23 protein-coding genes are annotated in these 18,345 nt (G+C 60.7%); 17 read left to right on the top strand and 6 right to left on the bottom strand.

The features are described from left to right. Positions 1-94: 94 nt before the first annotated feature. The 3 genes from FBY12_RS15210 to pilG are packed head-to-tail and all read right to left on the bottom strand — an operon-like array spanning position 95 to position 1,490. A complete protein-coding gene (locus FBY12_RS15210) occupies positions 95-649 on the bottom strand; it encodes a chemotaxis protein CheW (RefSeq protein WP_145253634.1) in 555 nt (184 codons plus the stop codon). Positions 650-659: 10 nt separating this feature from the next. Beyond that, the gene (pilH, locus tag FBY12_RS15215) at positions 660-1,025 is read right to left on the bottom strand and encodes a twitching motility response regulator PilH (protein WP_101209186.1); all 366 of its coding nucleotides are present in this window, start codon (positions 1,023-1,025) and stop codon (positions 660-662) included. A gap of 60 nt (positions 1,026-1,085) precedes the next feature. Next, on the bottom strand, positions 1,086-1,490 hold the full coding sequence (gene pilG / locus FBY12_RS15220; RefSeq protein WP_008152601.1) for a twitching motility response regulator PilG: 405 nt from the start codon (positions 1,488-1,490) through the stop codon (positions 1,086-1,088). Between the two features lie 225 nt (positions 1,491-1,715). Here pilG and gshB point away from each other — a divergent pair, with 225 nt between their 5' ends. The 7 genes from gshB (at position 1,716) to FBY12_RS15255 (ending at position 7,784) form a co-directional block, all read left to right on the top strand. Continuing rightward, the gene (gshB, locus tag FBY12_RS15225; RefSeq protein ID WP_109502854.1) at positions 1,716-2,687 is read left to right on the top strand and encodes a glutathione synthase; all 972 of its coding nucleotides are present in this window, start codon (positions 1,716-1,718) and stop codon (positions 2,685-2,687) included. A gap of 105 nt (positions 2,688-2,792) precedes the next feature. After that, positions 2,793-3,692 (top strand): energy transducer TonB, encoded by a 900-nt coding sequence (locus FBY12_RS15230; RefSeq protein WP_121733178.1) that lies wholly within the window; start codon positions 2,793-2,795, stop codon positions 3,690-3,692. 196 nt (positions 3,693-3,888) lie between these two features. Continuing rightward, a complete protein-coding gene (locus FBY12_RS15235; RefSeq protein ID WP_092276814.1) occupies positions 3,889-4,461 on the top strand; it encodes a YqgE/AlgH family protein in 573 nt (190 codons plus the stop codon). Then, on the top strand, positions 4,461-4,898 hold the full coding sequence (gene ruvX / locus FBY12_RS15240) for a Holliday junction resolvase RuvX (protein ID WP_005792259.1): 438 nt from the start codon (positions 4,461-4,463) through the stop codon (positions 4,896-4,898). Before FBY12_RS15235 ends, ruvX begins: the two co-directional genes overlap by 1 nt. Before the next feature lie 82 nt (positions 4,899-4,980). Beyond that, on the top strand, positions 4,981-5,484 hold the full coding sequence (gene pyrR / locus FBY12_RS15245; protein WP_121733179.1) for a bifunctional pyr operon transcriptional regulator/uracil phosphoribosyltransferase PyrR: 504 nt from the start codon (positions 4,981-4,983) through the stop codon (positions 5,482-5,484). Between the two features lie 27 nt (positions 5,485-5,511). Continuing rightward, positions 5,512-6,516: an aspartate carbamoyltransferase catalytic subunit gene (locus tag FBY12_RS15250; protein ID WP_007913665.1), complete on the top strand. Its 1,005-nt coding sequence runs from the start codon at positions 5,512-5,514 to the stop codon at positions 6,514-6,516. Then, a complete protein-coding gene (locus FBY12_RS15255; RefSeq protein WP_145253638.1) occupies positions 6,513-7,784 on the top strand; it encodes a dihydroorotase in 1,272 nt (423 codons plus the stop codon). The genes FBY12_RS15250 and FBY12_RS15255 overlap by 4 nt, the downstream gene beginning before the upstream one ends. Before the next feature lie 106 nt (positions 7,785-7,890). Here FBY12_RS15255 and FBY12_RS15260 read toward each other — a convergent pair whose 3' ends face one another. After that, a complete protein-coding gene (locus FBY12_RS15260) occupies positions 7,891-8,325 on the bottom strand; it encodes a TM2 domain-containing protein (protein ID WP_145253641.1) in 435 nt (144 codons plus the stop codon). 250 nt (positions 8,326-8,575) lie between these two features. Here FBY12_RS15260 and FBY12_RS15265 point away from each other — a divergent pair, with 250 nt between their 5' ends. Then, a complete protein-coding gene (locus FBY12_RS15265) occupies positions 8,576-9,196 on the top strand; it encodes a C40 family peptidase (RefSeq protein WP_145253644.1) in 621 nt (206 codons plus the stop codon). Between the two features lie 129 nt (positions 9,197-9,325). On the opposite strand, the gene FBY12_RS15270 is transcribed toward FBY12_RS15265, so the two are convergent. Next, positions 9,326-10,360 carry a type IV pilus twitching motility protein PilT gene (locus tag FBY12_RS15270; protein ID WP_092276796.1) on the bottom strand — a complete coding sequence of 345 codons (1,035 nt, stop codon included), beginning with the start codon at positions 10,358-10,360 and terminating at the stop codon, positions 9,326-9,328. A gap of 57 nt (positions 10,361-10,417) precedes the next feature. Between FBY12_RS15270 and FBY12_RS15275 the strand changes: the two genes are divergently transcribed. From FBY12_RS15275 to FBY12_RS15315, 9 genes are all read left to right on the top strand, one after another. After that, complete coding sequence (locus tag FBY12_RS15275; protein WP_145253647.1) at positions 10,418-11,128, top strand: YggS family pyridoxal phosphate-dependent enzyme; 711 nt, start codon at positions 10,418-10,420, stop codon at positions 11,126-11,128. Positions 11,129-11,162: 34 nt separating this feature from the next. Further along, complete coding sequence (gene proC, locus FBY12_RS15280; protein WP_145253650.1) at positions 11,163-11,981, top strand: pyrroline-5-carboxylate reductase; 819 nt, start codon at positions 11,163-11,165, stop codon at positions 11,979-11,981. 24 nt (positions 11,982-12,005) lie between these two features. Next, entirely contained in the window at positions 12,006-12,593 is a 588-nt protein-coding gene (locus FBY12_RS15285; protein WP_092276787.1) for a YggT family protein, read from the top strand. Between the two features lie 523 nt (positions 12,594-13,116). Continuing rightward, positions 13,117-14,256, top strand: a complete 1,140-nt coding sequence (locus FBY12_RS15290; RefSeq protein WP_145253653.1) for a homoserine O-acetyltransferase — start codon at positions 13,117-13,119, stop codon at positions 14,254-14,256. Positions 14,257-14,263: 7 nt separating this feature from the next. Beyond that, entirely contained in the window at positions 14,264-14,884 is a 621-nt protein-coding gene (gene metW, locus FBY12_RS15295) for a methionine biosynthesis protein MetW (RefSeq protein WP_121733186.1), read from the top strand. 26 nt (positions 14,885-14,910) lie between these two features. Beyond that, positions 14,911-15,348, top strand: coding sequence for a DUF4426 domain-containing protein (locus FBY12_RS15300; protein WP_092276778.1), 438 nt, complete (start codon positions 14,911-14,913; stop codon positions 15,346-15,348). Further along, positions 15,345-15,941 carry an RdgB/HAM1 family non-canonical purine NTP pyrophosphatase gene (gene rdgB, locus FBY12_RS15305; RefSeq protein ID WP_145253657.1) on the top strand — a complete coding sequence of 199 codons (597 nt, stop codon included), beginning with the start codon at positions 15,345-15,347 and terminating at the stop codon, positions 15,939-15,941. The genes FBY12_RS15300 and rdgB overlap by 4 nt, the downstream gene beginning before the upstream one ends. Continuing rightward, positions 15,938-17,143 (top strand): radical SAM family heme chaperone HemW, encoded by a 1,206-nt coding sequence (hemW, locus tag FBY12_RS15310; RefSeq protein WP_145253660.1) that lies wholly within the window; start codon positions 15,938-15,940, stop codon positions 17,141-17,143. The genes rdgB and hemW overlap by 4 nt, the downstream gene beginning before the upstream one ends. A gap of 22 nt (positions 17,144-17,165) precedes the next feature. Next, positions 17,166-17,489, top strand: coding sequence for a DUF3392 domain-containing protein (locus FBY12_RS15315; RefSeq protein ID WP_121733189.1), 324 nt, complete (start codon positions 17,166-17,168; stop codon positions 17,487-17,489). 125 nt (positions 17,490-17,614) lie between these two features. On the opposite strand, the gene trmB is transcribed toward FBY12_RS15315, so the two are convergent. Continuing rightward, positions 17,615-18,340 carry a tRNA (guanosine(46)-N7)-methyltransferase TrmB gene (gene trmB / locus FBY12_RS15320; RefSeq protein WP_121733190.1) on the bottom strand — a complete coding sequence of 242 codons (726 nt, stop codon included), beginning with the start codon at positions 18,338-18,340 and terminating at the stop codon, positions 17,615-17,617. Positions 18,341-18,345 lie beyond the last annotated feature (5 nt).

Here is an 18,345-nt window from a genome sequence, read left to right on the forward strand (position 1 = left end):
AGGAGCGAGGCTTGCCCGCGAAGGCATCGTGTCAGTCGACATTAATGTTGAATGAATAACCGCCTTCGCGGGCAAGCCTCGCTCCTACAGAGGATCAAACCGCGACATGCATGAAATCCTGGGACTGCGCCAGCGCAAACGGGCTGAACACTTGCCAGCTCTGCTCACGTTGAAAGTGGCCACTGACGAACCCGGCCATCGTTGCGCTCAGTGCATTGGCCGGCAGTACTTGCAGGCTGTCCTGGGCGAAATGCTGCAAACCGTAGACTTCATCGACCATCAACCCGGCAAACACTTCTTTATATTCCACCACCAGCACCCGCCGCTGTTTGCGCAGCGCCGAAGGCTCGTGGCCCGGCTCCTGATCCGCAAAAAACCCGGCCAGATCCATGATCGGCAGCAACCGCCCGCGCAGGTTGGCGACACCCTTGACCCAGGGTTTTACCCCCGGCAATTGGGTGAAGCGCGGTTCATGCAGGACTTCGCTGACCTCACCCATCGGCGCCACGTACCAGTGCTCGCCGAGGCGAAAACCGATGCCGCTCCAACGGTCCTGGCGGATCGGCTGCGACGGCAAATCCGCCGCCAGCTCCCGGCAACGCTGGTCGATCTGCAGCAGCAGTTCGAAAGCCGTCAGCGATTCGCTCATGAGCGGGCGATCAACCGGCCAGCACGTTGTTCAGGGTTTTGATCAGGGTGTCTTCGTCGACCGGTTTGGTCAGGTAGTCCTTGGCGCCCTGGCGGGTGCCCCAGACCTTGTCGGTGTCCTGATCCTTGGTGGTGATGATGATCACCGGGATGTGCCCGGTTTCCGGGTCTTTGGTCAGTTGCCGGGTGGCCTGAAAACCGTTGAGGCCGGGCATGACGATGTCCATCAGCACGGCGTCGGGTTTTTCCTGACGGGCCAGCGCCACGCCGTCGGCACCGTTTTCGGCTTTCAACACTTCATGGCCATGCTTTTCGAGCATGCCAGTGAGTTTGTACATTTCGGTCGGCGAATCATCGACGATCAGAATTCGTGCCATGGTTTTCCCCATTCTTCTTGTCGACGCCGGGCCCGTTGGCCGAGCGTCTCTGTGCGTGTCCTACTGCGGCAAAACGGCGGCGAAGCCCGGAACGTGGGCCTGTATCGCGTTGAGCAGTTCTTCCTTGCTGAAAGGCTTGGTCAAAAATTGATCGGAGCCGACGATGCGCCCCTTGGCCTTGTCGAACAGCCCATCCTTGGACGACAGCATAATCACTGGCGTGGACTTGAACGCACTGTTGTTCTTGATTAAAGCGCAGGTCTGATAACCATCCAGACGCGGCATCATGATGTCGACAAAGATAATGCCCGGATGATTATCGGCAATCTTGGCCAGCGCATCGAAACCGTCGATGGCGGTGATGACTTCACAACCGACGTTTTTCAGCAGCGTTTCGGCGGTGCGGCGAATCGTCTTCGAATCATCGATGACCATCACCTTCAGGGCGCTGGAATGCTGTTCCATAAATGCTCTACCGTCGCCTCTGCGAAACAAATTGTCCGTTTGATGGCTCGAAACCCTTGATGCTCAAGGGCCAACAGCACTTGGCAGCCTTTTTAGCACAGTCTCCAACACCAATCTATCGGCCGGCCTTCGCGGTGGTTTTTCCTTGACCGGGAACACACTCAGCGCCACTCTGACGCCACTTTTTCGCGTCCACCCGGACCACCCCAATTCGAGGAAAAACCCATGAGCGTTCGCGTCGGGATTGTCATGGACCCAATCGCCAGCATTTCCTATAAAAAGGATAGCTCGCTGGCCATGCTGCTGGCTGCGCAGAAGCGCGGCTGGGAACTGTTCTATATGGAACAGCGCGACTTGTACCAGGGCGAAGGTGAAGCACGGGCGCGGATGCGTCCGCTGAAAGTCTTCGCCAACCCTGAGAAGTGGTTCGAACTCGAAGCCGAGACCGACGCGCTGCTGAGCGATCTGGACGTGATCCTGATGCGCAAGGATCCGCCGTTCGACATGGAATTCGTCTACTCCACTTATCTTTTGGAACAAGCCGAGCGCGCTGGCGTGCTGATCGTCAACAAGCCGCAGAGCCTGCGCGACTGCAATGAAAAGCTCTTCGCCACGCTGTTCCCGCAGTGCACGCCACCGACCGTGGTCAGCCGCCGCGCCGACGTGTTGCGTGAATTTGCCGCCAAGCACGGCGACGTGATCCTCAAGCCGCTGGACGGCATGGGCGGCACGTCGATCTTCCGCCATCGCGCCGGCGACCCGAACCTCTCGGTGATTCTCGAAACCCTGACCGCGCTGGGCACCCAGCAGATCATGGGCCAGGCTTACCTGCCGGCGATCAAGGACGGCGACAAACGCATCCTGATGATTGACGGCGAACCGGTGGATTACTGCCTGGCGCGCATCCCCGCTGCCGGCGAAACCCGTGGCAACCTGGCGGCCGGTGGTCGTGGCGAAGCGCGGCCATTGAGCGACAAGGATCGCTGGATCGCCGCTCAAGTCGGCCCGACGCTGCGTGAAAAAGGCTTGTTGTTTGTTGGCCTGGACGTGATCGGCGAGAGCCTGACTGAAATCAACGTCACCAGCCCGACCTGCATCCGCGAGATCGATAACGCTTTCGGCACCGACATCGGCGGCCTGCTGATGGATGCGATCGAGAAGAAGCTGCAAGCTGTCAGCCTCAAGCCAGAAGTTTGAAGCGCGTGCATACAGCCTGTCGCTTGAAGCTTGTTGCGTGAAGCTAAAAACCAACATTGCGTTATCATGCCGAGCCCGTAAAAACGCGATGTTGGTTTTTCTGTTATGACGCTCCCGTCCGATCTGCCTGCTGAACTCGCCCACCGTGGCGTGCGCCCGGCCGATCGCCTCGGTTTTACCCTGTTTCTGGCGGCGCTGATTCACCTGGCTTTGCTGTTGGGCGTCGGCTTCACGATGGTCGAACCCAAGCAAATCAGCAAAACCCTGGAAATCACCCTCGCCACGTTCAAAAGCGAAACCAAGCCGAAAAAGGCTGATTTCCTCGCGCAGGACAATCAGCAGGGCAGCGGCACGCTGGATAAAAAGGCGATTCCCAAGACCACCGAGGTCGCGCCGTTCCAGGACAACAAGGTGCAGAAAGTCACGCCACCGCCCGCCGCCAAGCCCGAAGTGCAGGAAGCGGCGCCCAAGGCTGCCGTGACCACCGTTGCGCCGAAACCGAAAAAAGCCCCGACCAAAACCGAAGAGCCGAAACCCAAAACCAAACCTGCCGTGGCCGCGCCGACGTTCGACAGCTCGCAGCTGTCCAGCGACATCGCCAGCCTTGAAGCGGAACTGGCCAAGGAACAGCAGTTGTACGCCAAGCGCCCGCGCATTCACCGTCTGAGCGCGGCGTCGACCATGCGCGACAAGGGTGCCTGGTACAAGGACGAGTGGCGCAAGAAGGTCGAGCGCATCGGCAACCTGAATTACCCCGAAGAAGCACGGCGCAAGCAGATCTACGGCAATTTGCGCCTGATGGTCTCGATCAACCGCGACGGCTCGCTGTACGAAGTGCTGGTGCTGGAGTCGTCCGGGCAACCGTTGCTCGATCAGGCTGCGCAGCGGATCGTGCGACTGGCCGCCCCGTTCGCGCCGTTCACCGGGGATTTGTCGGACATCGACCGACTGGAAATCATCCGCACCTGGAAGTTTGCACGCGGTGACAAGCTCTCCAGCAACTGATCGATGGATTTGTGGTGATCGAGCCGACGCCTTCGCGGGCAAGCCTCGCTCCTACAAGTAATCACCGTCCCTGTAGGAGCGAGGCTTGCCCGCGAAGAGGCCCTCAAGCAAACCCGAATCAAAAAGACACTCGCGCCAGCATTTCCTGTGCATCCCCAGCTTGTCAGTTCGCCCCTCCAACGCCACACTAGCGCTCATGAAAAACGTCAGCCCCAGCTACCTCAAGCATCACTTCCTGATCGCCATGCCACACATGGCCGACCCGAACTTTGCGCACACCTTGACCTACATCGTCGAGCACACGGCCAATGGGGCCATGGGGCTGGTGGTCAACCGTCCGCAAGACCTGAACCTGGCCGACATCCTCGAGCAACTGCGCCCCGACATCGAGCCGCCCGTGCTCTGTCAGCATGTGCCGATCTTCATGGGCGGCCCGGTGCAAACCGATCGCGGCTTCGTCCTGCACCCGTCCGGCAAAACCTTCCAGGCCACCGTCGAGCTGCAAGGCGAGCTGTCGTTGTCGACCTCCCAGGACGTCTTGTTCGCCATCGCTGACGGCGTCGGCCCGGCGAAAAGCGTGATCGCCCTCGGCTACGCCGGTTGGGAAGCCGGGCAACTGGAAGCCGAAATGGCCGACAACGCCTGGCTGACCTGCCCGTACGAAGCCGACATCCTGTTCAACACCAGCAGCGAATTGCGCCTCGAAGCGGCGGCCCGGCACTTGGGGATCAACCTCAGCCTGCTGACCAGCCAGGCGGGCCACGCCTGATGGCCCTGCGACTGATTCTGGGTTTTGATTACGGCACCAAACAGATCGGCGTAGCGGTCGGCCAGGTGATTACCGGCCAGGCCCGCGAGCTCTGTACGTTGAAGGCGCAAAACGGCATTCCCGACTGGAATCAGGTCGAAGCGCTGATCAAGGAATGGAAACCCGACGCCGTGGTGGTCGGCCTGCCGCTGAACATGGACGGCACGCCGAGCGACATGTGCCTGCGCGCCGAGAAATTCGCCCGTCGCCTCAATGGCCGCTACAACCTGCCCTTCTATACCCACGATGAACGCCTGACCACCTTCGAAGCCAAGGGTGAACGGCGTGATCGCGGCGGCCAGAAAGGCAGTTACCGCGACAACCCGGTCGACGCCATCGCGGCCGCCCTGCTGCTGCAAGGCTGGCTCGACGAAAACACCGCGCTGTTTGAATCCTGAAGAGCTGCAACAAGCGACTCTCTATAGCGACACCCCGAGCCACCTGCGGCAACAACCGGCTCGGGCCCAAGAAGGAGCAACCATGAGCCTGCCCAATCCCGCCGAACTGATCCGCCAGATGGCCACCGAGCTGGACACCTATCTGGCCAAACGAGGCATCAGCGAACCGCGTTTCATCGGCATTCGCAGCGGTGGCATCTGGGTCGCCCAGGCGTTGCTCGAAGCACTGGGCAGCGATTCGCCGCTCGGCACGCTGGACGTTTCCTTCTACCGCGACGATTTCAGCCAGAATGGCCTGCACCCGCAAGTGCGCCCTTCGGCGCTGCCATTCGAGATCGAAGGCCAGCATCTGGTGCTGATCGACGACGTGCTGATGAGCGGCCGGACCATCCGCGCAGCGATGAACGAATTGTTCGACTACGGCCGCCCGGCCAGCGTGACGCTGGTGTGTCTGCTGGACCTCGACGCCGGCGAGCTGCCGATCCGCCCGAACGTGGTTGGCGCGACGCTGGCCCTGGCCGCCCACGAACGGGTGAAGCTGTCGGGCCCGGAACTCAAGCTCGAACTGCAAGACCTCGCCCTTTAATCCGCCCTATTGAGAGTCCCCCTCGCGATGACGCCTCTAGATACCAAGCGCCCGCTGCAGCTCAATGATCAGGGCCAGCTGCGCCACTTCCTCTCGCTCGACGGCTTGCGCCGCGAGTTGCTGACGGAAATCCTCGACACCGCTGACTCGTTTCTCGAAGTCGGCGCCCGGGCCGTGAAAAAAGTCCCGTTGCTGCGCGGCAAAACCGTGTGCAACGTGTTCTTCGAGAACTCCACGCGCACCCGCACCACCTTCGAACTGGCGGCCCAGCGGCTGTCGGCGGATGTGATTACGTTGAACGTGTCGACATCGTCGGCGAGCAAGGGCGAAACCCTGCTCGACACCTTGCGTAACCTCGAAGCCATGGCCGCCGACATGTTCGTGGTGCGCCACGGCGATTCCGGCGCCGCGCACTTCATCGCCGAGCACGTGTGCCCGCAAGTGGCGATCATCAACGGTGGCGACGGCCGTCACGCGCACCCGACCCAAGGCATGCTCGACATGCTGACGATTCGTCGGCACAAGGGCGGTTTCGAGAATCTCTCGGTGGCGATCGTCGGCGACATCCTGCACTCGCGGGTGGCGCGCTCGAACATGCTCGCGCTGAAAACCCTCGGTTGCCCGGACATCCGCGTGATCGCGCCGAAAACCCTGCTGCCGATCGGCATCGAGCAGTACGGCGTGAAGGTTTACACCGACATGACCGAAGGCCTGAAAGACGTCGACGTGGTGATCATGTTGCGCCTGCAACGCGAACGCATGACCGGCGGCCTGCTGCCGAGCGAAGGCGAGTTCTACCGCTTGTTCGGCTTGACCACCGCGCGCCTCGCCGGGGCCAAACCGGATTGCATCGTCATGCACCCGGGGCCGATCAACCGTGGTGTGGAGATTGAGTCGGCAGTGGCCGACGGTCCGCATTCGGTGATTCTCAATCAGGTCACCTACGGCATCGCGATTCGCATGGCGGTGTTGTCCATGGCCATGAGTGGGCAGACTGCGCAACGTCAATTCGAGCAGGAGAACGCCCAGTGAAGCTCAGCATTCTCGGCGCCCGCGTCATCGATCCAAGCAGTGGCCTGGATCAAGTTACCGACATTCATATTGAAGCCTGCAAGATCGTCGCCCTTGGCGCGGCACCGGCCGGTTTCACCGCTTTGGAAACCATTGATGCCAGCGGCCTGGTGGCCGCGCCAGGGCTGGTTGACCTCAACGTCGCCCTGCGTGAACCGGGTTACAGCCGCAAAGGTTCGATTGCCAGCGAAACCCGCGCGGCCGCGGCCGGTGGTGTGACCAGCCTGTGCTGCCCGCCAAAAACCAAACCGGTGCTCGACACTTCGGCCGTCGCCGAATTGATCCTCGACCGCGCCCGCGAGGCCGGCAACACCAAAGTGTTCCCGATCGGCGCCCTGAGCAAAGGCCTCGACGGCGAGCAACTGGCAGAGTTGGTTGCGCTGCGCGACGCCGGTTGCGTGGCGTTCGGCAATGGCCTGGAAAGTTTTCGCAACACCCGCACCCTGTGCCGGGCGCTGGAATACGCGGCGACGTTTGACCTGACGGTGATTTTCAACTCGCAGGACCATGACCTCGCCGAAGGTGGTTTGGCCCACGAAGGCCCGACCGCGAGTTTCCTGGGCTTGCCGGGCATTCCGGAAACCGCCGAAACCGTGGCCCTGGCGCGCGATCTGTTGCTGGTCGAGCAAAGCGGCGTGCGCGCGCACTTCAGCCAGCTCACCAGTGCACGCGGCGTGGCGTTGATCGCCCAGGCGCAGGCGCGCGGACTGCCGGTGACTGCCGATGTGGCGTTGTATCAGTTGATCCTGACTGACGAAGCGCTGATCGACTTCAGCAGCCTCTATCACGTCCAGCCGCCGCTGCGCACCCGCGCCGACCGCGACGGTTTGCGTGCGGCGGTGAAGTCCGGGGTGGTTTCAGCGATATCCAGCCATCACCAGCCGCACGAGCGCGATGCCAAACTGGCGCCGTTCGGCGCCACCGAGCCGGGAATCAGCAGCGTTGAGCTGTTGCTGCCCTTGGCGATGACGTTGGTGGAAGACGGTTTGCTCGATCTGCCGACGCTGCTGTCGCGCCTGAGCACCGGGCCGGCCGAAGCATTGCGCCTGCCGGCGGGCAAATTGGCAGTGGGTGGCGCGGCGGACATCGTGCTGTTCGACCCGGCGACTTCGACCGTGGCCGGCGAACGCTGGTTGTCCAAAGGTGAAAACTGCCCGTTCATCGGCCACAGCCTGCCGGGCGTGGTGCGTTATACGCTGGTGGATGGGCGGATCAGCCACCAGGCGTAAGACCGCGTCGCTTTCATCGCGATCAAGCTCGTCCCACAGGGGAATGCATTCCAATGTGGGAGCGAGCTTGCTCGCGATGACTGACTTGAAAGCCCCCCTGCTCTGCTCAGCGCGAGCCCGCCCGGCTACTGATGTTGTTCACCTCAGACACTTGGGAGTTCAGCGTCCAGAAGTCATACAAAACCCCCAGAAAGAACAACCCGCCCGTCACCAGATACAGCAGTCCGCTGATCCATTTCCCCTGATACATCCGGTGTACGCCAAACACCCCGAGAAACGTCAGCAGAATCCACGCCACGGTGTATTCGATTGGCCCCGGCGTGAAACGCAGATCCGCCTCACGGTCCATCGCCGGGATCAGGAACAGGTCGATCAGCCAGCCAATGCCCAGCAAACCAAAGGTGAAAAACCAGATCGTCCCGGTGACCGGCTTGCCGAAATAAAAGCGGTGAGCGCCGGTAAATCCCAGGATCCACAGCAAATAACCAATCAGTTTGCTGTGGGTGCCTTGCGAGATTGCAGGCGGTCGATAGCTGTTCATGGAGGACCTCGATTCACGCGATAGATAAATATTGTTGAATTCTTTGTGACTTTTTTACAGGCGTCCGACGTATGGCAAATGCTACCTTCGCTGCCGTCAAAGCCTTGTAGTTCTTGAGTTCTGTCAGACAATTGCGTCCATTAACCGCGCATTTGGTTCCGTTGACCGCCGGGTTGAATCGACCAACGGCCCCGAAACGCTTAAAAAAGCTGTTATAAAGTTGCGCGCTAACCCATATGAGCCTTGCCTAATGCGTCCATTTTTCAAGACATGGCTAACCATTTGCCTATTATTGCCACTGGCCGCCCACGCCACCAATCGTGAGCAACGTCTTCCAAACGTTAATGGTTACACCCCCAAATCGCATGTTTCTGCTCCTTCGAGCAAAAACAAGAAAAACGTTAAACAGACTGCGACGTTGGCAAACGCCAACAGCAAGCTGGTGCCGCCAATGGCCACCAAGCAGAGCAGCAATGTGTTGAGCCGTGCGGTCAACGTCCTCGGTACTCCGTACCGTTGGGGCGGCAGCAGCCCAAGTAAAGGCTTCGATTGCAGCGGTCTGGTGAAATACGCGTTCAACGACGCGACATTCGACCTGCCGCGCACCTCGAATGCAATGGCCAGCGGCCATGGCGAGAAAGTCGATCGCAAGGATTTGAAGCCCGGCGACCTGATTTTCTTCAACCTCAAGAGCCGTCGGGTCAATCACGTTGCGATTTATCTGGGCAACGACCGTTTTATCCACGCACCGCGTCGTGGCAAATCGGTAAGCATCGATACGCTGAAGAAACCGTATTGGGCCAAGAACTACGTGGTTGCCAAGCGGGTTCTGCCCAAAGAGCCGAATCAACTGCGCGTTGTACAGCGCTGATCCGACACTTGCGTCGTTCTTGAGGTCCCCTTCGCGGGCAAGCCTCGCTCCTGCAGGTCATGCGCCAGTTTCGCGGCGCATATCAATCCTGCAGGAGCGAGGCTTGCCCGCGAAGGCGTTTCTGAACCATCAAAAATTATCCGGTGACCGCGCCTTCTCGCGCGCGTGATCGCGGCTGATCAAGCCTTTGCCGACCAATTCCTTCAGGCACATGTCCAGCGTCTGCATCCCCAGATTGCCCCCGGTCTGAATCGACGAGTACATCTGCGCGACCTTGTCTTCGCGGATCAGATTACGAATCGCCGAGGTGCCGAGCATGATCTCGTGCGCCGCAATGCGCCCGCCGCCGACCTTCTTCACCAGCGTTTGCGAGACCACCGCCAGCAGCGATTCGGACAACATCGAACGCACCATCGATTTCTCATCCCCCGGAAACACATCGACCACACGGTCGATAGTCTTGGCCGCCGACGTCGTGTGCAAGGTGCCGAACACCAGATGCCCGGTCTCCGCCGCAGTCAGCGCCAGGCGAATGGTTTCCAGATCGCGCATCTCGCCGACCAGAATCACGTCCGGGTCTTCACGGAGCGCCGAGCGCAACGCGGTGGCGAAGCTGCGGGTATCGCGGTGGACTTCGCGCTGATTGATCAGGCATTTGCGCGATTCGTGGACGAACTCGATCGGGTCTTCGATGGTGAGAATGTGGTGATGGCGATGGTTGTTCAGGTAATCGATCATCGCCGCCAGCGTGGTGGATTTGCCGGAGCCGGTCGGCCCCGTCACCAACACCAGCCCACGCGGCGCTTCGGTAATCTTGCGAAACACATCGCCCATGCCCAGATCGTCCATGCTCAGGACCTTCGACGGAATGGTCCGGAACACCGCGCCGGCGCCGCGATTCTGGTGGAAGGCGTTGACGCGGAAGCGCGCCACGCCGGGCACTTCAAAGGAAAAATCGGTTTCCAGGTGTTTCTCGAAGTCGACCCGCTGGGTGTCGTTCATGATGTCGTAGATCAGCTCGTGCACCTGTTTGTGGTCCAGGGCCGGCAGGTTGATGCGCCGCACATCGCCATCGACGCGGATCATCGGTGGCAGGCCGGCAGACAGGTGCAGGTCGGACGCGCCTTGTTTGGCGCTGAATGCCAGCAGCTCAGTGATATCCATAGCGCTCCTCAATTCCAGTAGAATGCCGCGAACCTCAGACCCGCTGGCGCCTCTTGAATGTCCACGATAGCAGACAACATCCTTCAGGTTAGTTCGCGCATCCACGCCGCCGCCCTTGCCGCCAAGCGCGACGAGCACAGCGTCCAGTTGCTGGCCGTGAGCAAGACCAAACCCGCCGAGGCGCTGCGCGAGGCGTATGCCGCCGGGCTGCGCGACTTCGGCGAGAACTATCTGCAGGAAGCCTTGAGCAAACAGCTCGAATTGGCCGACCTGCCCTTGATCTGGCACTTCATCGGCCCCATTCAATCGAACAAGACTCGCGCTATCGCCGAGCACTTCGCTTGGGTGCATTCAGTGGATCGATTGAAAATCGCGCAACGCCTGTCCGAACAACGTCCTGCCGATCTGCCGGCGCTGAATATCTGCATTCAGGTGAACGTCAGCGGCGAAGCGAGCAAATCCGGCTGTGCCCCCGCCGATCTGCCAGCCCTGGCCAAAGCCATCAGCGAACTGCCGCGCCTGCAATTGCGCGGGTTGATGGCAATTCCCGAGCCGACTGACGATCGCGCCGCCCAGGACGCCGCTTTTGCTGCCGTGCGCGACTTGCGCGACAGTCTGCAAACCAACCTGCAATCCACGCTGAGCCAGCCACTCGACACACTGTCCATGGGCATGAGCCACGATCTCGAATCGGCCATCGCCCAAGGCGCGACTTGCGTGCGTATCGGTACGGCCCTGTTCGGCGCCCGCGACTACGCTCGACCATGAACATGGCTGACGCTTCTCTTTATAAGGACCTGACATGAGCAAAACCCGTATTGCCTTTATCGGTGCCGGCAACATGGCCGCCAGCCTTATCGGCGGCATGCGCGCCATGGGTCTGGACGCGGCGCACATCCGCGCCAGCGATCCCGGCGCCGACACCCGCGCTCGCGTGAGCGCAGAACACGGCATCGAAGTGTTCGCCGACAACGCCGAAGCGATTGAAGGCGCCGACGTCGTGGTCCTGGCGGTCAAGCCGCAAGCGATGAAAGCCGTGTGCGAAGCGATCCGCCCAAGCCTCAAACCGCATCAACTGGTGGTGTCGATTGCCGCCGGCATTACCTGCGCGAGCATGAACAACTGGCTCGGCGCGCAACCGATTGTGCGCTGCATGCCCAACACTCCGGCGCTGTTGCGTCAGGGCGTGAGCGGTTTGTACGCGACTGCCGAAGTCGACGCCGAGCAACGCCAACAGGCGCAGGAGCTGTTGTCCGCCGTCGGTTTGGCATTGTGGCTGGACGAAGAGCAGCAACTGGACGCGGTCACCGCTGTTTCCGGCAGCGGCCCGGCGTACTTCTTCTTGTTGATCGAAGCGATGACGGCGGCTGGGGTCAAACTCGGTTTGCCGGCAGACATCGCCGCGCAGTTGACCGTGCAAACCGCCTTGGGCGCCGCGCACATGGCGGTCGCCAGTGACGTCGACGCCGCAGAATTGCGTCGCCGTGTGACTTCGCCTGCGGGCACCACGGAAGCCGCGATCAAGTCGTTCCAGGCCAATGGCTTCGAAGCCCTGGTCGAAAAAGCACTCGGCGCCGCCGCACATCGTTCAGCCGAGATGGCCGAGCAACTTGGGCGTTAATCAGCTCTTACAAAGGAATCAATGATGCTCGGACTCAATGACGCTGCCATTTTCATCATCAAGACCTTGGGCAGCCTGTACCTGCTGATCGTGCTCTTGCGTTTCATCCTGCAACTGGTTCGCGCGAACTTCTACAACCCGCTCTGCCAGTTCATCGTCAAAGCCACGCAACCGCTGCTCAAGCCGCTGCGCCGGGTGATCCCGAGCATGTTCGGTCTGGACATGTCGTCGCTGGTGCTGGCGCTGATCCTGCAAATGCTGCTGATCGCGGTGATCCTGTTGCTCAAAGGCTTCATGGTGAACTGGCTGTTCCTGCTGCCGTGGGCGCTGATTGCGCTGTTCTCGCTGTTCTTGAACATCATTTTCTACGCGATGATCATCAGCGTGATTCTCTCGTGGGTCGCACCGGGCAGCCACAATCCGGGCGCCGAGCTGGTGGCGCAGATCACTGAGCCGGTGCTGGCACCGTTCCGCCGGATCATTCCGAACCTCGGTGGCCTGGATATCTCGCCGATCTTTGCGTTTATCGTGATTCAACTGCTGCAGAGCTGGCTGATCCCGCGACTGGCCTACTACGCGCTGATGCCGACCGGGTTGCTTGGGTTGATCTGATCGGCTACTCGCTCTGAACAGGTGGCACTTTCCAAGAGCCACCCCTCACCCCAACCCTCTCCCCATGGGGGAGAGGGGAAAGGGAGCTGATCGGGGGCTTTTCAGAACCTGAGTTCGGCTCGGTATTTCAGGTCGATGTCATACGAAAAACAACTCGGTCAGTCCCCCCGCCCCTTTGGGGAGAGGGTAAAGGGAGCTGATCGGGGGTTTTTCTGGACCTGAGTTCGGCTCGGTATTTCAGGTCGATGTCATTCGAAAAACAACTAGGCCAGTCCCCCGCCCCTTTGTGGAGAGGGGAAAGGGAGCTGATTAGGGGCTTTTCAGAACCTGAGTTCGGCTCGGTATTTCAGGTCGATGTAATTCGAAAAACAACTCGGTCAGTCCCCTCGCCCCTTTGGGGAGAGGGTTAGGGTGAGGGGTCGATCCAAAGCCGATCACCTATTTCCCAAACACCCCGCCCATTGCTTGCCGCTAGCCACACCGGTCTTTAGACTTACGCCTCATTTCAACGAGAGCAGGGTCGATGCCAACTGCCTTTCCCGCCGATTCTGTTGGTCTGGTGACGCCGCAAGTGGCGCACTTCAGTGAACCCCTGGCCCTGGCCTGCGGCCGTTCGCTCCCAGCTTATGACCTCATTTACGAAACCTACGGCACGCTGAACGCCACGGCGAGCAACGCCGTGCTGATCTGCCACGCCTTGTCCGGCCACCATCACGCGGCTGGTTTCCACAGCCCCGACGACCGCAAACCCGGTTGGTGGGACAGCTGCATCGGCCCCGGCAAGCCGATCGACACCCGCAAATTCTTCGTCGTCAGCCTCAACAACCTCGGCGGCTGCAACGGTTCGACCGGCCCGAGCAGCCTCAACCCGGACACCGGCAAGCCGTTCGGTGCCGATTTCCCGGTGTTGACCGTCGAAGACTGGGTGCACAGCCAGGCGCGTCTGTCCGATGTGCTCGGCATCAGCCAATGGGCCGCGGTGATCGGCGGCAGCCTCGGCGGCATGCAGGCGTTGCAGTGGACCATCACCTACCCTGAGCGCGTGCGCCACTGCCTGGCCATCGCCTCGGCACCGAAGCTGTCGGCGCAGAACATCGCGTTCAACGAAGTGGCGCGCCAGGCGATCCTCACCGACCCCGAATTCCACGGCGGTTCGTTCCAGGAAGCAGGCGTGATCCCCAAGCGTGGCTTGATGCTGGCGCGGATGGTCGGGCACATCACCTACCTGTCCGACGATTCCATGGGCGAGAAATTCGGCCGGGGCCTGAAGAGCGAAAAGCTCAACTACGACTTCCACAGCGTCGAGTTCCAAGTCGAAAGTTACCTGCGTTATCAGGGCGAAGAGTTCTCCGGACGTTTCGACGCCAACACGTATCTGCTGATGACCAAAGCCCTGGACTACTTCGACCCGGCGGCCAACTTCGACGATGACCTGGCGAAAACCTTCGCCAATGCCACGGCCAAGTTCTGCGTGATGTCGTTCACCACCGACTGGCGCTTCTCCCCGGCCCGCTCGCGGGAACTGGTCGACGCGCTGATGGCCGCCAAGAAAGACGTCTGCTACCTCGAGATCGATGCTCCGCAAGGCCACGACGCCTTCCTGATTCCGATCCCGCGCTACCTGCAGGCGTTCAGCAACTACATGAACAGAATCCAATTGTGAGTAAGCCATGAGAGCCGATCTGGAAATCATCCAGGAATGGATCCCCGCCGGTAGCCGCGTGCTCGACCTCGGTTGCGGCGACGGCGAACTGCTGACCTGGCTGCGCGACAACAAGCAAGTCACCGGTTATGGCCTGGAAAACGACGCCGATAACATCGCCGAATGCGTGGCCAAGGGCATCAACGTCATCGAGCAGGATCTGGACAAAGGCCTCGGCAACTTTGCCAGCAACAGTTTTGACATCGTGGTCATGACCCAGGCGCTGCAAGCCGTGCATTACCCGGACCGGATCCTCGACGAAATGCTGCGCGTCGGCCGCCAGTGCATCATCACTTTCCCCAATTTCGGTCACTGGCGCTGCCGCTGGTACCTGGCGAGCAAGGGTCGGATGCCGGTTTCCGAGTTTCTGCCGTACACCTGGTACAACACGCCGAACATTCACTTCTGCACCTTCGGCGACTTTGAAGAGTTGTGCCGCGAACGTGAAGCCAAGGTCATTGATCGGCTTGCCGTGGATCAACAGCACCGCCACGGGTGGGCCAGTAAGCTTTGGCCTAATCTGTTAGGTGAAATCGGCATCTACCGCGTCAGCAGTCCAGGACTTCTGGACCACAAAGTCGCGATTTGAGCCACGCAATTCCAAGGAGAACGATCATGGGTCGTCTAGCACTGTTTGTACTTACTGCCTGCCTCAGCGTGACGGCGATGGCTGCCGATGCGATCAAAGGCGAGCGCCAGGAAAAACTGGGTAGCGGCGCGGTCGTGCATTACAACACCTTCAACTCGACTTTCTTGACGCCGGATATCGCCAAGGCTGCCGAGCTGATCCGCAGCAAAAACCAAGGCGTGATCAACGTCTCGGTGGTCAAGGATCGCAAACCGCTGATCGCCCAGGTGAGCGGCACAGTCAAAGACCTGACCAGCAAAAGCGTACCCTTGACGTTCCGCCAGATCACCGAGCAAGGCGCGGTCTATTACATCGCGCAATACCCGGTGGACCAGCAGGAAACCCGCACTTTCGACATCACGGTCAAGGTCGGCGATGAAACCAGAACCATCAATTTCAACCAAGAGCTCTTCCCCGGCGAATGATCAACTTCACGCAACTCGTATTGGCCAGCCATAACGCCGGCAAACTCAAAGAACTGCAAGCCATGCTCGGCGCGTCCGTGCAATTGCGCTCGATCGGCGAGTTCAGCAGCATCGAGCCGGAAGAAACCGGCCTGTCGTTCGTCGAGAACGCGATCCTCAAGGCGCGTAACGCGGCGCGCATCTCCGGTCTGCCGGCATTGGCCGACGATTCGGGGTTGGCGGTGGATTTCCTCGGCGGTGCGCCGGGGATTTATTCCGCGCGTTACGCCGACGGCAAGGGCGATGCGGCGAACAACGCCAAGCTGCTCGACGCCTTGAAAGACGTGCCGGAAGCCGAGCGCGGCGCGCAGTTCGTGTGTGTCTTGGCGCTGGTGCGACATGCCGATGATCCGCTGCCGATCCTCTGCGAAGGCTTGTGGCACGGGCGCATTCTGCCGGTGGCCAGCGGCGAGCACGGTTTTGGCTACGACCCGTTGTTCTGGGTGCCGGAACGCGATTGCTCCAGCGCTGAACTGAGCCCCAGCGAAAAGAACCTGATCAGCCACCGCGCCCGTGCAATGGATCTGCTGCGCCAGCGTCTGGGCTTGAAATGACCCATGAATCATCCGCGTCGCCGCTGATCTTCGGCGGCGCCGCCCAATCGCCCCGGGCCGCGCTGCCCGTGCTGCCGCCCTTGGCGCTGTACATCCACATTCCGTGGTGTGTGCGCAAATGCCCTTATTGCGACTTCAACTCCCACACCGCCAGCCCGGTGCTGCCGGAAGAAGAGTACGTCGACGCCCTGCTCGCCGACCTCGATCAGGACTTGCACGCGGTTTATGGCCGCGAGCTGAGTTCGATCTTCTTCGGTGGCGGTACGCCGAGCCTGTTCAGCGCCGCAGCGCTGGGCCGTTTGCTCAAAGGGGTGGAACAGCGGATTGCCTTTGCCAGCGACATCGAAATCACCCTGGAAGCCAATCCGGGGACGTTCGAGCAAGACAAGTTTGTCGCTTACCGTGCGTTGGGGATCAATCGCCTGTCGATTGGTATCCAGAGTTTTCAGGAAGAAAAACTCAAGGCGCTCGGGCGCATTCACAACGGTGACGAAGCGGTGCGCGCTGCCGGCATGGCGCGTCAAGCCGGGTTTGATAACTTCAATCTGGACTTGATGCACGGTTTGCCCGATCAGTCGCTGGACGATGCACTGAACGACCTGCGCACGGCCATCGCCCTGAAGCCGACGCATTTGTCCTGGTATCAACTGACGCTGGAGCCGAACACGGTGTTCTGGAATCAGCCGCCGGTGCTGCCGGAGGACGACACGCTGTGGGACATTCAGGAAGCCGGGCAGGCGCTGTTGGCCGAGCACGGTTACGCGCAATACGAAGTGTCGGCCTACGCGCAGCCCGGCAAACCGGCGCGGCATAACCTCAATTACTGGAGTTTCGGCGACTTCATCGGCATCGGCGCTGGCGCCCACGGCAAACTCAGCCACCCCGACGGGCGTATCGTGCGCACCTGGAAGACGCGGCTGCCGAAGGACTATCTCAACCCGGCGAAGAGCTTCAAGGCTGGCGAAAAAGCCCTGAGCAATGACGAGTTGCCGTTCGATTTCCTGATGAACGCCTTGCGCCTGACCGCTGGCGTGGAATCGCGGCTGTACCCGGAGCGCACCGGGCTGCCACTGGAAAGCCTCGCCGAGGGTCGCCGCGAAGCCGAACAAAGCGGCTTGTTGCAGGTCGAACCGTCACGTCTGGCGGCCACCGAGCGCGGACAACTGTTTCTCAATGACTTGCTGCAGACATTTCTGAGCTGATTTCAGCCTTAAGGGAAAACCAATGGATTTGATCCTCGACCTGCTTGCCACCGCATCTCGCTGGAGCCGCAGCAACCTGTCGGAAATCGCTCTGGCGCTGGTGGGCTGTTTGCTGGTGCTGTTTGGCGCAGACATCAAAGGCTGGATCGAACAACGCCTGGGCAGCATTGCCGGCGCACTGCGCGTGCCGATGATGGCGCTGGTGTGCATGGTCGGCAGCGGCGCCGCGCTGATCTACGCGACGCCGTGGATCGTCAAAGGCCTGAGCCAGTTCAACAACTACAGCCTGGCGCCGGTGCTGTTGGTGGTATTGGTGCTGATCGGCGTAGTCGCCGACCGCCGCTGAATCCCAGACACAAAAAAACCTGTAGGAGCGAGGCTTGCCCGCGAAGGCGTCGTGTCAGTCAGTGATGATGGTGACTGATACGGCGCCTTCGCGGGCAAGCCTCGCTCCTACAGGTTTCAGGGCGGTCAGGACTGTTTTTCGAACTTCAGGTCCCACACGCCGTGCCCAAGTCGTTCGCCGCGGCGTTCGAACTTGGTGATCGGGCGTTCGGCAGGGCGTGGTACGCACTTGCCGTCTTCGGCGAGGTTGCGGTAACCCGGCGCGACATTCATCACTTCCAGCATGTATTCGGCATACGGTTCCCAGTCGGTGGCCATGTGCAGAATGCCGCCAACCTTCAACTTGCTGCGCACCAGTTCAGCGAACGATGCCTGAACGATGCGGCGCTTGTGGTGACGGCTCTTGTGCCACGGGTCCGGGAAAAACAGCATCAGGCGATCGAGGCTGTTGTCGGCCACGCAATTGTTCAGCACTTCAATCGCATCACAATCGTAGACCCGCAGGTTGGTCAGGCCTTGCGTCAGCACGCCATTGAGCAGCGCGCCGACACCCGGACGGTGCACTTCCACGCCGATGAAATCCTGCTCCGGCGAGGCCGCTGCCATTTCCAGCAGCGAATGGCCCATGCCAAAACCGATTTCCAGCGAGCGCGGCGCCGAACGGCCGAACACCTGATCAAAATCCACCGGCGCATCGGCCAGCGGCAGGACGAACAGCGGCGTGCCCTGCTCCAGGCCTTTTTGCTGGCCCTCGGTCATGCGCCCGGCGCGCATCACAAAACTCTTGATGCGGCGGTGCTTGGACTCGTCGCCTTCTTCCACGGTGTTCGGCGTTTCGTTCGATTCAGTCATCAATG

The organism is Pseudomonas sp. SJZ131 (assembly GCF_007828705.1).
Classification (GTDB): domain Bacteria; phylum Pseudomonadota; class Gammaproteobacteria; order Pseudomonadales; family Pseudomonadaceae; genus Aquipseudomonas; species Aquipseudomonas prosekii.

What these genes read in the sequence shown, in the direction of transcription:
- FBY12_RS15275 (WP_145253647.1), top strand. Translation starts at nt 10,418, where the DNA reads ATGTCCACGATAGCAGACAACATCCTTCAGGTTAGTTCGCGCATCCAC.
- hemW (WP_145253660.1), top strand. Translation starts at nt 15,938, where the DNA reads ATGACCCATGAATCATCCGCGTCGCCGCTGATCTTCGGCGGCGCCGCC.
- FBY12_RS15315 (WP_121733189.1), top strand. Translation starts at nt 17,166, where the DNA reads ATGGATTTGATCCTCGACCTGCTTGCCACCGCATCTCGCTGGAGCCGC.
- ruvX (WP_005792259.1), top strand. Translation starts at nt 4,461, where the DNA reads ATGGCCCTGCGACTGATTCTGGGTTTTGATTACGGCACCAAACAGATC.
- trmB (WP_121733190.1), bottom strand. Translation starts at nt 18,340, where the DNA reads ATGACTGAATCGAACGAAACGCCGAACACCGTGGAAGAAGGCGACGAG.
- FBY12_RS15210 (WP_145253634.1), bottom strand. Translation starts at nt 649, where the DNA reads ATGAGCGAATCGCTGACGGCTTTCGAACTGCTGCTGCAGATCGACCAG.
- FBY12_RS15260 (WP_145253641.1), bottom strand. Translation starts at nt 8,325, where the DNA reads ATGAACAGCTATCGACCGCCTGCAATCTCGCAAGGCACCCACAGCAAA.
- pilH (WP_101209186.1), bottom strand. Translation starts at nt 1,025, where the DNA reads ATGGCACGAATTCTGATCGTCGATGATTCGCCGACCGAAATGTACAAA.
- proC (WP_145253650.1), top strand. Translation starts at nt 11,163, where the DNA reads ATGAGCAAAACCCGTATTGCCTTTATCGGTGCCGGCAACATGGCCGCC.
- FBY12_RS15290 (WP_145253653.1), top strand. Translation starts at nt 13,117, where the DNA reads ATGCCAACTGCCTTTCCCGCCGATTCTGTTGGTCTGGTGACGCCGCAA.
- FBY12_RS15250 (WP_007913665.1), top strand. Translation starts at nt 5,512, where the DNA reads ATGACGCCTCTAGATACCAAGCGCCCGCTGCAGCTCAATGATCAGGGC.
- metW (WP_121733186.1), top strand. Translation starts at nt 14,264, where the DNA reads ATGAGAGCCGATCTGGAAATCATCCAGGAATGGATCCCCGCCGGTAGC.
- rdgB (WP_145253657.1), top strand. Translation starts at nt 15,345, where the DNA reads ATGATCAACTTCACGCAACTCGTATTGGCCAGCCATAACGCCGGCAAA.
- FBY12_RS15300 (WP_092276778.1), top strand. Translation starts at nt 14,911, where the DNA reads ATGGGTCGTCTAGCACTGTTTGTACTTACTGCCTGCCTCAGCGTGACG.
- gshB (WP_109502854.1), top strand. Translation starts at nt 1,716, where the DNA reads ATGAGCGTTCGCGTCGGGATTGTCATGGACCCAATCGCCAGCATTTCC.
- FBY12_RS15265 (WP_145253644.1), top strand. Translation starts at nt 8,576, where the DNA reads ATGCGTCCATTTTTCAAGACATGGCTAACCATTTGCCTATTATTGCCA.
- pyrR (WP_121733179.1), top strand. Translation starts at nt 4,981, where the DNA reads ATGAGCCTGCCCAATCCCGCCGAACTGATCCGCCAGATGGCCACCGAG.
- FBY12_RS15230 (WP_121733178.1), top strand. Translation starts at nt 2,793, where the DNA reads ATGACGCTCCCGTCCGATCTGCCTGCTGAACTCGCCCACCGTGGCGTG.
- FBY12_RS15235 (WP_092276814.1), top strand. Translation starts at nt 3,889, where the DNA reads ATGAAAAACGTCAGCCCCAGCTACCTCAAGCATCACTTCCTGATCGCC.
- FBY12_RS15270 (WP_092276796.1), bottom strand. Translation starts at nt 10,360, where the DNA reads ATGGATATCACTGAGCTGCTGGCATTCAGCGCCAAACAAGGCGCGTCC.
- pilG (WP_008152601.1), bottom strand. Translation starts at nt 1,490, where the DNA reads ATGGAACAGCATTCCAGCGCCCTGAAGGTGATGGTCATCGATGATTCG.
- FBY12_RS15285 (WP_092276787.1), top strand. Translation starts at nt 12,006, where the DNA reads ATGCTCGGACTCAATGACGCTGCCATTTTCATCATCAAGACCTTGGGC.